General features: G+C 39.2%; 14 protein-coding genes. All 14 read left to right on the forward strand.

From position 1 onward, the window contains the following. Window positions 1-13 precede the first annotated feature (13 nt). The 14 genes from fliF to fliY all read left to right on the forward strand — a co-directional run bounded on the left by fliF (window position 14) and on the right by fliY (window position 12471). A complete protein-coding gene (fliF, locus tag QLQ22_RS11010; protein ID WP_284016616.1) occupies window positions 14-1606 on the forward strand; it encodes a flagellar basal-body MS-ring/collar protein FliF in 1593 nt (530 codons plus the stop codon). Window positions 1607-1619: 13 nt separating this feature from the next. After that, on the forward strand, window positions 1620-2639 hold the full coding sequence (gene fliG / locus QLQ22_RS11015; protein WP_284016617.1) for a flagellar motor switch protein FliG: 1020 nt from the start codon (window positions 1620-1622) through the stop codon (window positions 2637-2639). Continuing rightward, entirely contained in the window at window positions 2632-3390 is a 759-nt protein-coding gene (fliH, locus tag QLQ22_RS11020; RefSeq protein ID WP_284016618.1) for a flagellar assembly protein FliH, read from the forward strand. Before fliG ends, fliH begins: the two co-directional genes overlap by 8 nt. Before the next feature lie 7 nt (window positions 3391-3397). Further along, the gene (gene fliI, locus QLQ22_RS11025) at window positions 3398-4720 is read left to right on the forward strand and encodes a flagellar protein export ATPase FliI (protein ID WP_284016619.1); all 1323 of its coding nucleotides are present in this window, start codon (window positions 3398-3400) and stop codon (window positions 4718-4720) included. Next, window positions 4717-5160: a flagellar export protein FliJ gene (gene fliJ, locus QLQ22_RS11030; protein ID WP_284016620.1), complete on the forward strand. Its 444-nt coding sequence runs from the start codon at window positions 4717-4719 to the stop codon at window positions 5158-5160. The genes fliI and fliJ overlap by 4 nt, the downstream gene beginning before the upstream one ends. 11 nt (window positions 5161-5171) lie before the next feature. Next, window positions 5172-5756, forward strand: coding sequence for a MotE family protein (locus QLQ22_RS11035; RefSeq protein WP_223442328.1), 585 nt, complete (start codon window positions 5172-5174; stop codon window positions 5754-5756). A 32-nt stretch (window positions 5757-5788) separates the two neighbouring features. Beyond that, window positions 5789-7819 carry a flagellar hook-length control protein FliK gene (locus QLQ22_RS11040; protein WP_284016621.1) on the forward strand — a complete coding sequence of 677 codons (2031 nt, stop codon included), beginning with the start codon at window positions 5789-5791 and terminating at the stop codon, window positions 7817-7819. A gap of 13 nt (window positions 7820-7832) precedes the next feature. Next, window positions 7833-8270 carry a flagellar hook assembly protein FlgD gene (gene flgD / locus QLQ22_RS11045; protein WP_284016622.1) on the forward strand — a complete coding sequence of 146 codons (438 nt, stop codon included), beginning with the start codon at window positions 7833-7835 and terminating at the stop codon, window positions 8268-8270. An 8-nt stretch (window positions 8271-8278) separates the two neighbouring features. Then, on the forward strand, window positions 8279-8644 hold the full coding sequence (locus QLQ22_RS11050; RefSeq protein ID WP_252208617.1) for a TIGR02530 family flagellar biosynthesis protein: 366 nt from the start codon (window positions 8279-8281) through the stop codon (window positions 8642-8644). Between the two features lie 83 nt (window positions 8645-8727). Next, window positions 8728-9633 carry a flagellar basal body rod protein FlgG gene (flgG, locus tag QLQ22_RS11055; RefSeq protein ID WP_284016623.1) on the forward strand — a complete coding sequence of 302 codons (906 nt, stop codon included), beginning with the start codon at window positions 8728-8730 and terminating at the stop codon, window positions 9631-9633. 45 nt (window positions 9634-9678) lie between these two features. Further along, entirely contained in the window at window positions 9679-9900 is a 222-nt protein-coding gene (locus QLQ22_RS11060) for a flagellar FlbD family protein (RefSeq protein WP_223442337.1), read from the forward strand. Continuing rightward, window positions 9893-10324: a flagellar basal body-associated protein FliL gene (gene fliL / locus QLQ22_RS11065; RefSeq protein ID WP_223442340.1), complete on the forward strand. Its 432-nt coding sequence runs from the start codon at window positions 9893-9895 to the stop codon at window positions 10322-10324. The genes QLQ22_RS11060 and fliL overlap by 8 nt, the downstream gene beginning before the upstream one ends. A 34-nt stretch (window positions 10325-10358) precedes the next feature. Continuing rightward, a complete protein-coding gene (gene fliM, locus QLQ22_RS11070; RefSeq protein WP_223442343.1) occupies window positions 10359-11357 on the forward strand; it encodes a flagellar motor switch protein FliM in 999 nt (332 codons plus the stop codon). Next, a complete protein-coding gene (gene fliY / locus QLQ22_RS11075; protein WP_284016624.1) occupies window positions 11350-12471 on the forward strand; it encodes a flagellar motor switch phosphatase FliY in 1122 nt (373 codons plus the stop codon). The genes fliM and fliY overlap by 8 nt, the downstream gene beginning before the upstream one ends. The last annotated feature ends 7 nt before the right edge of the window (window positions 12472-12478 follow it).

Below are 12478 nucleotides of genomic sequence, written 5' to 3' on the forward strand. Positions count from 1 at the left end.
GGGATTTCCAGGAATGAATCAGAAGTTAAATGAATTTAGAAACAAAATCGTACAGGTATGGTCTGAGCGCACGAAAGCACAAAAGGGTTTTATCATAGGCGGATTCGCTGCTTTGCTTCTTTTTATTGGAATTGGATCTTATATGGCATCAAATCCCAACCTTGTAGCGCTTTATAAAGATCTATCACCCCAAGAGACTGGTCAAATAAAGGAAACCCTGGATGCTCAAGGGGTTCAATCAAAAATCGCAGATAATGGTGCAACAATATTGGTGCCCTCTGATATTGTTGACAATTTAAAAGTTGAGCTTGCAGCTGAAGGAATCCCGAACAGCGGTGTGATCGACTATTCGTTTTTTGGTCAAAATATTGGATTTGGGATGACAGATAACGAATTTGATGTTTTGAAGCTGAAAGCCACACAAACAGAACTTTCAAATTTAATGAAAGGCATTGAGGGAGTACATGACGCTAAGGTCATGATAAATCTTCCGAAAGAATCTGTTTTTGTTAATGAAGACAATGGCTCATCTACCGCCTCTATAGTCTTAAGCATGAAGCCCGGAATACAGCTTGATCAGACTAAGGTAAATGCCCTTTACCATCTCGTTTCAAAAAGTGTTCCTGGTCTATCTACAGATAATATCGTCATTATGGATCAAAATTTTGAGTATTTTGATTTGAAAAGTGATAAAAATATTCCTGTTGTTGAAAATATTTCCACTCAGCATGATCTGAAAACGCAAATTGAACGGGATATTCAGCGTCAAGTTCAAAAAATGCTCGGAACGATGATGGGGCAGGATAAAGTAGTTGTATCTGTAACTGCTGATTTAGACTTTACTCAGGAAAACAGAGAAGAAAACACCGTTGAGCCAGTTGATAAGGAAAATCTGGAAGGTCTTGCGGTAAGTGTAGAAAGAATTACGGAGACATATACAGGCGAAGGCACACCGGAAGGCGGCGTTCCTGGAGCTGGAGAAGATGATGTACCTGGCTATGAAGCTGTCCAGGGTGAAGGTTCAGGGGATTATGAAAAAATAGAAGAAAGAATAAATAATGAAGTCAACCGTGTTAAGAAAGAAATCGTTGAAAGTCCATATAAGGTGCGTGATTTAGGAATTCAAGTCATGGTTGAACCTCCTTCTTCAGATGACCCAAATTCATTATCGGCAGAAAGTGTAAATGACATTGAACAGCTTCTTGGGACGATCATCCGTACTTCGATTAATAAGGATGAAACAGCAGAGCCGCTTACAGATGAACAGATAGAGGAGAAAATATCCGTTTCTGTACAACCGTTTGCAGGGAAAATGGACCAGTTGGATGAGACGAAATCATTTCTTCCGGTCTGGCTTTATGCGGCGGGTGGAATTCTCTTGCTGATCATTATTATCCTTTTGTTTTTATTATTTAGAAAAAAACGCAAAGCAGAAGACGAATATGAAGAAGAAGACATTTTTGTACAAGAGAAATTGATCCTGCCCGATGTAAATGATGAGCATGAAAGTGAGACATCTGTAAGGAGAAAACAATTAGAAAAAATGGCCAGAGAAAAACCGGAAGATTTTGCAAAACTGCTCAGATCCTGGCTTACGGAAGAATAGGAGGTTTTAAGTGATGGTAAGAAGAGCAAACAATGAAACACTTACTGGGAAGCAAAAAGCCGCCATCCTTCTGATTTCCCTTGGTCCGGATGTCGCTGCATCTGTTTATAAGCATCTATCAGAAGAGGAAATTGAAAGACTGACTCTTGAAATTTCAGGTGTCAGAAAAGTAGATTCTCAAAATAAAGAAGAAATCATTGAAGAATTTCATCAAATTGCGATGGCTCAGGAATTTATCTCTCAAGGAGGCATCTCTTACGCGAAACAGATTCTCGAAAAAGCTTTGGGACAAGATCGGGCATCAAACATCATTCACAGGCTGACTTCTTCACTGCAGGTGAAACCTTTTGATTTTGCAAGAAAAGCAGATCCTGCACAGATCTTTAATTTTATACAGGGGGAGCATCCCCAAACAATTGCCCTTATTTTATCTTATTTGGACCCCATACAATCGGGCCAGATCTTATCGGGCTTGCCGCATGAGCAGCAGGCTGATATCGCAAGGCGCATTGCTAAAATGGACCGTACTTCGCCGGAAATTATCAATGAAGTGGAACAGATCCTTGAACGGAAATTATCATCATCTGTCACGCAGGATTATACACAAACAGGCGGCGTTGAAGCTGTAGTTGAAGTTCTTAACGGTGTAGACCGCAGTACAGAAAAGACCATTCTTGATTCTCTCGAAATACAAGATCCGGAACTTGCAGAGGAAATAAAAAAGAGAATGTTTGTATTTGAAGATATTGTGACACTTGACAGCAGAGCGATTCAGCGCGTCATCCGCGACGTGGAGAACGAGGACTTAATGCTTTCTCTGAAAGTTGCAAGCGAGGAAGTAAAAGAAGTTGTCTTTAAAAATATGTCTAAGAGAATGGCTGAAACATTTAAAGAAGAAATGGAGTTTATGGGTCCAGTCAGACTTCGTGATGTTGAAGAAGCTCAGTCGCGCATCGTTGCAGTTATACGCAAACTTGAAGACGCCGGTGAGATCGTAATCGCCCGTGGCGGAGGAGATGATATCATTGTCTAAATTGATTAAATCAGCCCATGCATTCCAGCAGGAAGAAGCAAAAAAATCAATTTTATTACAGACAATCGACTTCAGTCCTTCTTCAAATAAAAGAGAAAATCCAGAACTGTCAATGAAAGCAAAAGCATTTTTGCAGCAGGCAAGCGAGGAAGCTGAAACTCTTATTCAAAAAGCTAAAGCTGAAGCGCAAAACATCCGAATTAATATAGAGGCTGAGCAGCAGCATTGGAAGTCTGAGCGGGAGATGCAAAAAGAAGAAGCGAGACAAGAAGGATATCTTGCCGGTTTGAATGCCGGAAAAGAAGAAGGCTACATGCAATACATCTCCCATCTTGAAGAAGCGCGGGAAATTGTTCAGCAATCAAAGGAAGATTATATCGGCAAAATTGTTTCAGCTGAAGAAACGATCGTCAAGCTTGCTGTTAAATTGGCTGAGAAGCTGATTTTTATTGAAATGGAAGAACATCCGGAGTGGTTTTTGGATCTTGTTAAAAAAGCATTAAATGAAGTTCGCGAGTATCCTGAAATTAAAATTTTTGTTCATCCGATACATTATGGCCTTGTTTTAAAACAAAAAAATGAATTAGAGAATATGCTTATGTCTAAATCAGACTTGTTTATATTTCCTGATGATGCATTGCCAGAAGGAAGCTGTCAAATTGAGTCACCTTTTGGAAAGGTGGATGCAGGAATTGATGCACAGCTTCAGCAGCTGAAGCAGCAAATGCTTGAATTGGTTGGAGAGGAATGAGCACTTTTTGAAAGCAGAGGAGTTAATCTCGAGAATCGATACCCTGGATTCTTATAAAAGATATGGAAAAGTAACCAAAGTGATTGGACTGATGATTGAGTCAAGAGGCCCGGAAAGTTCAATCGGAGATTTATGCTATATCCATACAGGTTCCAATAAGGAATCAGCAATTCCGGCTGAAGTGGTTGGATTTAAAGGGGAAAACATCCTATTGATGCCATTTGAGCATCTTTCACAGATTTCACCAGGCAGTATCGTGGAAGCCACAAAAGACTGTTTGAAAATAAAAGCAGGTTCTGGTTTGATCGGTCAAGTTGTAGATGCGTATGGCCATCCTCTAAATCTATCCCCTTTGCCTAAAGGTTTAACGCCAATATCTGTTGAACAAAGTCCTCCAAACCCTATGAGAAGACCTCCAATAAATGAACCGATGGAAGTAGGCGTTCGCGTAATTGACAGCCTGCTGACTGTGGGAAAAGGTCAGCGTGTAGGGATTTTTGCGGGAAGCGGCGTAGGGAAAAGTACACTCATGGGAATGATTGCAAGAAATACAAAGGCGGATCTGAATGTGATCGCTCTAATAGGAGAGCGCGGGCGCGAAGTCAGGGAATTTATTGAAAAGGATCTGGGAGAAGAAGGACTTAAACGTTCTATTGTAGTAGTGGCAACCTCAGATCAGCCGGCTTTAATGAGAATGAAAGCTTCATATACTGCTACAGCCATCGCTGAATATTTCCGGGATAAAGGCATGAATGTCATGTTCATGATGGATTCTGTTACAAGGGTTGCCATGGCACAAAGAGAGATAGGACTCGCAGTCGGCGAACCTCCAACAACCAAAGGCTATACCCCAAGTGTTTTTGCCGTCCTGCCCAAGCTATTAGAGCGGACTGGCACAAATGAGAAAGGAACCATTACTGCATTTTATACCGTGCTTGTAGATGGTGATGATATGAATGAGCCGATTGCGGATACTGTGCGTGGAATACTCGATGGACACATCGTGCTTGACCGCAGCCTGGCTAACAAAGGCCAGTTTCCGGCAGTCAACATATTGAAAAGCATAAGCAGGGTAATGAATCAAATTGTGTCTGATCAACAGAAAAAGAATGCAGCAAAACTGAGAGAATTACTGGCCACTTATATGAATTCTGAAGACTTGATTAATATTGGAGCTTACAAAAGAGGTTCAAACAGAGAGATAGATGATGCCATCCGATTTTATCCGAAGATTATTTCATTTTTAAAACAGGATGTGCACGATAAAATCACTTTTGCAGAGAGCGCAGCCTCATTAGAACGATTGATTGAAAAAGGTGAGAATGGGTGAAATATACATACCGGTTTCAAAAAGTGCTTGAATTAAAGGAAAATGAAAAAGAAAAGTCTCTTGAAGACTATAACCGTTCTGTTTCCGAGTTTGAAAAAGCCGCAGAAAAGCTGTATGACTGCCTGAGGAAAAAAGAGGTACTCGAAGAGAGAACCGTAAGGCAGCTGAACACAGGCATGCCTGTACAGGAAATCCGTCATTTTCAGCAGTTTGTCACTAATTTAGAAAAAACAATTACCCATTATCAGCGGCTGGTCGTTGTGACAAGAGAAAACATGAATGAAAAACAGCTTGAGCTTACTGAAAAAAACATTGAAGTAAAGAAATATGAAAAAATGAAAGAAAAGCATTATGAAGTACATCTCGAACATGTGAAAACGTCAGAATCAAGGTTCATGGATGATCTCTCGATTCAAGCCTTTGCACTTCGGGGAAATTAGGTGAAAATACTGTGAAAAAAAATGAGAATGATTCAAGCAAGCTTCAATGGACATTTTTCGTAATTGTCATTCCATTCATATTTACTGTCACGTTTATTACGGTCATCTTAACAGTCGCAGGCGTTGATGTGGCAGGGAAAATGAAAGAAGCGATCTCGCATCTGCCGGGAACTGCAGATCAAACGAGCGTTCAAGAGAAAAAAAACAGCAAAAATGCAGATGCCTCCCCTGCAGCAGAGCTTGAGGAAGAAAATAAGCTTCAAAAAACCACCATTGAAAAACAGCAGCAGGAAATATCTGCCCTAGAAAATGACGCTGACCTTAAAGTGAGAGAAATTCAGCAGCTCAGCCAAGAAGTAAAGTCTCTCAAAGAACAGCTGCTTGGATCAGAAAACAAAGAAAAAGAAGGAAAAGATATCGCTAAACTTTATGAAAAAATGTCCAGCAAAAAAGCCGCTGAAATCATTCCGTTTTTATCAGATGAAGAGGCATTATTAATTTTAACTTCCATTAAAGATGATCAGCTTATTGCAGTGATGGAAAAAATGTCAGCTGAGGATGCTGCGAAATATACAAAAATGCTTGCTGAATCATGATCTAGATGAAAACTCTGAGAGGGGGTGAAAAAATGAAAATTCCATCTGCCTCATTTAGAGCTGTGCCACTTATGCAAACCAGCGTTGAAAAGAGCAGAAATTCAGCTTCTTTTCAAAAGTTCTTAGAACAAGAGCCGCTTATCTCCAAAAGTGTAAATTCTTTTTCAACCGATACTGCATTGCCTGATGCTGAAAAAATAGGGCTTGAATTTCAAAATCTAGAAGCCGGAATAATGAATGCCTTACAAGAAATTCCGTTAGATGAAGGTTTTTTTAAAGAACCACCCTTGACCAATGATAAAGTCAATGAATTATTGGAATTAGTAACTTTGGATGAAGCAAAAGCTGTTCAATCAATTCTCAGTGGTGCTGTATCTATGGAGAGTATTTTCACCCAGCTGGACGATAAGCCTGAAACAGTAAAAGTGCTGTCCATAATGGCTGGGGTAATTCAGCTGCCTGATACAAGGGATAAAAAATATATAAAAGATAAAATAAGTGATTATATTTCACAAAAATACCCTGAACCTGCAGGAATCAAACTCTTTGAAAAAGCTTTACAGATTTTTTCGAATCATCAAGCTGGAAGTACTGAAATGAGTCAAGCAGAGCTTAATAGAAAAGTGATTGGGTATGATCTGGATAAAGATAAAGAGACAGACACAATCAAAGATTCTGTTTCTCTAATAGAAAATATTATTACTCACGCTTTATCTCAGAGGGAACATGACATTGAGCACAGCAAAATTTATGAGTCAGATTCCCGCTTGACTTCAGCTGAATTCTTGCATGATGCCAATAAACTGCTGGAGAAATTGAATAGTGAACATGAATATCAAGCTTATAACACATCTATAAGCAAGCCATTATTCAATAATAAGTCGGATTTAGAAGATAGAAACGTTCAAACAGTATTAGCAGCAGTTCAAAATGCCGTGAGTGGCTGGGTGATGGATTCACACTCTAAATCCGGAAATGAATCCAATAAGGGAATTTCAAATGTGAAGATTTCTTTGGAAGCTGAAAAGCTGGTTTCATTAATTAGTGAGAAATTATCTTTGGCTGAACTGTCAGATGAAAGCATGAGATTATATGAAAAGATTTCATCTGCGATTAAGCCGCTTAGGGCATACTTTTCGGAAATGAATTCGAAAGAAGTCTTGCAAACTCCGCAGATGCTCGAATTAATAAAATCTCTAAATAAACAGAATCACATTAAAGGGACGACAGAATTAGGACTGAGCAGTGAATTGTTAGAAAGCAGACCACAGAACGATCAAGTGATTCATAAATTAGTACAATCAGCTGCGTCACTTTCCATTTCATCATTGCAGGATATACAAGCGTCAATCAAAAATGCTGAAAATATTCATCATCTTCAAGTGCAGCTGTCAAAACTTTTATTAAAGATAATGACTGATGGTCAAGACATTGAAAGTGATATGACACCGGAAAGAAATGAAATTAATAGTGCCTCCTCTCATATTGACAGAGAGGTTCCAGAAACTTTAATGAATGAAATAAGACTGAAAACAAAAGTTGGTCAGAAAGCCTTTGGCCATAAAAGCTTGCTTATGGAAAATATTCTTCAATCAGACTTATTAAAAATGAATAATGAAATTTCTTCCTTAAAAGAAAAATCGTTACATTCTAATAATCAGCTGATTTTAAATCAGTTAACAGAGGTCTTTAAAAAGGCGAAAACGAACCTTGCCTCAAGCGGTTTATCTCAAATGACAATAAGACTGTCTCCGGAACATTTAGGAATGCTCACAGTTAAGCTTCAGCAGCAGCATGGTGAAATGATTGCTAAAATTATCACTTCCACAAAGTCTGCGAAAGAACTTGTAGAACAAAGCATTCATCAACTGAAGCAGGCCCTGCCAACATTAAATATACAAGTAGACAAGTTTGAGGTGTACGGAGAACAGATAGAAACATCATTTAACCGCAGGCATGATGAAAATAACCAAAATCATTTTGAAGATGATAGACAAAAAGAAGAACTTGAAGACGAAACTGAAACAGATTCCTTTAAGGCTCACTTAAATATGCTGACGTAAAAGGAGATCTCTTATGACACAAAATACAATAGACACGGGGCTGCTCTTATCATCGACTGCTGCTGAAAGATCTGGCGGAAAATCAAGTCTTGGCAAGGATGATTTCTTGAAGATTCTGATTGCACAGCTGCAAAATCAGGACCCTTTAAATCCGATGGAGGATAAAGAATTTATTTCTCAAATGGCAAGCTTCTCATCCCTTGAGCAAATGACCAATATGAATACACAGCTGAGCAACTTTGTTCAGGTTCAGCTGAATGATGGAATCTTAAAATATTCAGAAATGATCGGCAAACAAGTCGAATGGAGTACAGAAGACGGGGCAGCGGAAACAGGCATAGTTAAATCCATCAAACAATCTGGGGCTGATATTATCCTTGAAATGCAAAACGGTAAAGAGATACCGAGTGCATTAATTACAAAAGTAACAGCTCAGAACGCGGCAAGCTAACCCTTTCAATGAAAATCAGCCATTTAAATCAGCATCCCCTGTCTTTAATACCAAAAACACCAGATGTCAGACCAAGTCAAAAGCCGACGTTTCAGGACCTGCTTAAAGATGAGAATTCTTCTATTAAAATAAGCAAACATGCCAAACAAAGAATGGCAGACCGCGGGATCGTGGTAGAGGAATCTCAATGGAGCAAAATGAAAGAAAAAATGTCTGAAGCAAGATCTAAAGGTGTTAACGATTCACTGGTTTTATTAGATCAGGCGGCATTCATCGTAAACGTTAAAAACAACACCGTCATTACAGCAATGAACCGAAATGAAGCGAAAGATCAAATTTTCACAAATATAAACGGAACCATCATCTTAAATTAAGCTGGCTGGACCTTTAAAGGAGGCCATTGCTGCGGACCGAGCGAAGCAGCAAACAAAATAGATCCAATAGGGAGAGAATCAATATGTTGCGTTCAATGTACTCAGGTGTAAGCGGTATGAAAAATTTCCAGACAAAGCTTGATGTGATCGGTAATAATATCGCAAACGTTAATACATACGGTTTCAAGAAAGGCCGTGTCACATATAAAGATCTAATAAACCAGCAGATTGCAAGTGCAAGTGCAGCGACTGATGCTGCAAGCGGCATGAATGCCAAGCAGGTAGGACTTGGTTCAGCACTAAGTTCGATTGATACGATTCACACAGCCGGTTCAAATCAGTCAACAGGCAGAACACTGGATCTTGCTTTAGCCGGAGATGGATTTTTTGTGGTTGGGACAATTCTAAATCCTGGAAGTGTTAATAATCAACCGAATCAAAATAACACTATTACAGGTTCAATAGATGGTGCAATGGATTTAAGCTATACGCGGTCTGGAAATTTCTATTTGGATGATAAAGGATTTTTAGTTACAGCAGATGGACAGTACCTAATCGGAAGAGCGGGAAATACTGCTTCTGCAGGGCTAATCCAAATTCCTCTTACTGCTAAAAGCTTCAATATAGGACCAGACGGAAGTGTAAGTTATGTTAATGCAAATGGAACTTTAGATGATGCTGGACAAATCATGGTAGCTAATTTTGCAAACGAAGGCGGTCTTGAAAAAGTCGGAGGGAATTTATACAAAGAATCCAGTAATTCAGGAACTATCGATCAAGGAACAGATGGTATTCAGCTAGGAGAACTAAGTGTTCCAGGCGAAGACGGCTCAGCTGCAATCATGGCAGGAATGCTTGAAATGTCAAACGTAGACCTTGCAGATGAATTCACAGAAATGATCGTAGCTCAGCGCGGTTTCCAGTCAAATACAAAAATTATTACGACTTCTGATGAAATTCTTCAGGAATTAATGAATTTAAAACGTTAAGTTAGGGGGCAGGGGGCTCATATCTATATATGACCCCCGCAGCATTTGATTTTATTAACTCGTTTGAATGGAAAGTCATTTACATTAAACGCGATTTACATAGAGCAGGTAGAGTCTTTTCCGGACACAACCATAACACTTACCAACGGGAAAAAATTTGTCGTAAAAGAATCAGAAACAGCGGTTTCATTATTAACCCGCAATTTTTATAGAGAAATTCATCTTTTACATGCATCAGGTTCTGCGGAGGTGAACGGACATGAATAAAAAATTATTAACCATCATGCTTGTCATCATTACATCCATTACGTTAATAGGCGTAATAGCATTAGTCATCGTTACAAATTTTATGGATACGGCAGAAGCAAAAGAAAAAGAGCCGTCCATCGATGAGGTCATCGAGTATTCCTTTGATCTTCCGGAAATTACGACTAATCTGGCAAGTGATAACATTGTCCGTTTGTCTTTTAAACTAGAAACGGACAGCAAGAAAGCGAAAGAAGAGCTTGAAAAAAGAGAATTTCAAGTCAGAGATATTATCATTTCAGAGCTTTCAAATATTCCTGCTGATGAATTAGATGGAAAAGAAGGCATGAACGCTTTTAAAGAGACTGTTAAGAAGCGCGCAAACGAATTGATGCAAAAAGGCAAAATTCAGAAGGTCTACACAACCTCCTATATCATTCAATAGTTTGGCATAAAACCTGCACAGGAGGTGTGAATGAATGCCAAGTGAAATTCTTTCTCAAAACGAAATAGATGCATTGCTTTCAGCTATTTCATCAGGTGAAATGGATGCTGAGGAATTAAAAAAAGAAGAAACAGAGCGCAAAGTGAAAGTTTACGATTTTAAAAGAGCACTCAGGTTTTCAAAAGATCAAATCAGAAGCTTAACGAGAATTCATGAGAACTTTGCTAGGCTGTTGACAACTTATTTTTCAGCTCAGCTTAGAACGTATGTCCAAATCAGCGTCGGATCTGTAGATCAGCTGCCGTATGAAGAGTTTATTCGCTCTATTCCGAAAATGACAGTGCTTAACGTATTTGAAGTGCGGCCATTAAACGGACGGATTTTAATGGAAGTTAATCCAAATATCGCTTATGCCATGATGGACAGGCTGATGGGCGGCCTTGGAACAGGCATAAACAAATCGGATCAATTAACGGAAATTGAAAGCAGAATTATGTCAAACCTGTTTGAAAAATCACTTGATAATTACAAAGAGGCATGGAGTTCCATTTATGATATAGAGCCAGTCATGAATAATCTTGAGGTCAATCCGCAGTTTCTGCAGATGGTTTCACCAAACGAAACGGTTGTGGTGATCTCACTGAATACACAGATTGGCGAAACGAGCGGCATGATTAATCTTTGTATTCCGCATGTCATCTTGGAACCGATTATTCCCCGTTTAAGTGTTCACTTTTGGATGCAGTCTGAGAGAAAGGAACCTAAGAAAAACGAAGTTGAAGCTCTGGAGCGAAAAATCCATTCTGCAGAGCTGCAGATCATTGCAGAACTGGGTATATCAGAGATCACTATTCAAGAATTTTTAGATATACAAGCGGGAGATGTTATTCAGCTTGAAAAAGCCATTGATCAGCCTTTGGTGATCAAAATTGGAGACAAACCTAAATTTTATGGTCAGCCTGGAAAACTAAAAAGAAAAGCAGCAGTGCAAGTAATTGGCCATTATCAGAGGGGGCACGAAGAAGGTGAGTAATGGGATGTTATCTCAGGATGAGATTGATGCTCTTTTAAAGGGCTCAGATTCAAGCGATAGAGAAGATTACACGATAGATACAGAAGATTATTTGGATGTAATGGAAAAAGATGCAATTGGAGAAATCGGCAATATATCATTCGGCAGTTCAGCAACAGCTCTATCAACATTGCTGCATCAAAAAGTGGAAATTACGACTCCAACCGTCTCAGTTGTCCAAAGACAAAGACTATCAGATGAGTTTCCACATCCTTATGTTGCAATTGAGGTGAATTATACCGAAGGGTTTATCGGCAGCAATTTACTTGTGATTAAACAAAGTGATGCGGCGATTATTGCAGACTTGATGATTGGCGGCAACGGAGAGATTACTGATTCATCACTGGATGAAATCATGATAAGCGCCGTTCAGGAAGCCATGAATCAAATGATGGGATCCGCTGCAACCTCAATGTCTACAATTTTTAACAAAAAAGTTGATATCTCTCCTCCTTCTATTGAGCTCCTGGATGTAAAAGAAGGAGAAGGAACAGAAGCTTTTCCAAAAGATGATCTATTCTTAAAAGTAGCATTCAGGCTTAAAATTGGAAGTTTAATAGATTCAGAGATTATGCAGCTGCTGCCTTTGCAATTTGCAAAAGATCTAGTTGACGAACTGATGAACCCTAAGCAGCAAGCAGCAACAATAGAAGCTGTTAAAGAAGAAATCCGAAATGAACCTGCACCTTCTTATTCAGAGACTCAGCACAGTTATGCTTCACAGCCAGTTCAGAAAAGAGCGGAGAGGCCATCCGTTGATGTAAAGCCTGCAGAATTTTCATCTTTCGAACCTGTTCTAACGTATCAAAATGAAATGAAAAACCTTGATATGCTGCTTGATATCCCTCTTCAGGTAACAGTCGAGCTTGGACGCACGAAGCGTTCGGTTAAAGAGATTTTAGAACTATCCTCCGGCTCAATTATTGAATTGGATAAACTTGCAGGCGAACCTGTTGATATACTAATTAACAATAAAATTGTCGCGCAAGGGGAAGTAGTCGTTATCGAAGAAAATTTTGGAGTGCGGGTGACTGATATTTTAAGTCAGTCTGAGCGTTTAAATAAACTAAAGTAAATCAATC

Origin of the sequence: Metabacillus hrfriensis, assembly GCF_030127205.1 — a bacterium.
GTDB lineage: Bacteria > Bacillota > Bacilli > Bacillales > Bacillaceae > Bacillus_P > Bacillus_P dongyingensis.

Bases quoted from the DNA above. Each gene is read 5' to 3' on its own strand.
- fliF (WP_284016616.1), top strand. From the start codon at position 14: ATGAATCAGAAGTTAAATGAATTTAGAAACAAAATCGTACAGGTATGG.
- fliG (WP_284016617.1), top strand. From the start codon at position 1,620: ATGGTAAGAAGAGCAAACAATGAAACACTTACTGGGAAGCAAAAAGCC.
- QLQ22_RS11040 (WP_284016621.1), top strand. From the start codon at position 5,789: ATGAAAATTCCATCTGCCTCATTTAGAGCTGTGCCACTTATGCAAACC.
- flgD (WP_284016622.1), top strand. From the start codon at position 7,833: ATGACACAAAATACAATAGACACGGGGCTGCTCTTATCATCGACTGCT.
- QLQ22_RS11050 (WP_252208617.1), top strand. From the start codon at position 8,279: ATGAAAATCAGCCATTTAAATCAGCATCCCCTGTCTTTAATACCAAAA.
- flgG (WP_284016623.1), top strand. From the start codon at position 8,728: ATGTTGCGTTCAATGTACTCAGGTGTAAGCGGTATGAAAAATTTCCAG.
- fliL (WP_223442340.1), top strand. From the start codon at position 9,893: ATGAATAAAAAATTATTAACCATCATGCTTGTCATCATTACATCCATT.
- fliM (WP_223442343.1), top strand. From the start codon at position 10,359: ATGCCAAGTGAAATTCTTTCTCAAAACGAAATAGATGCATTGCTTTCA.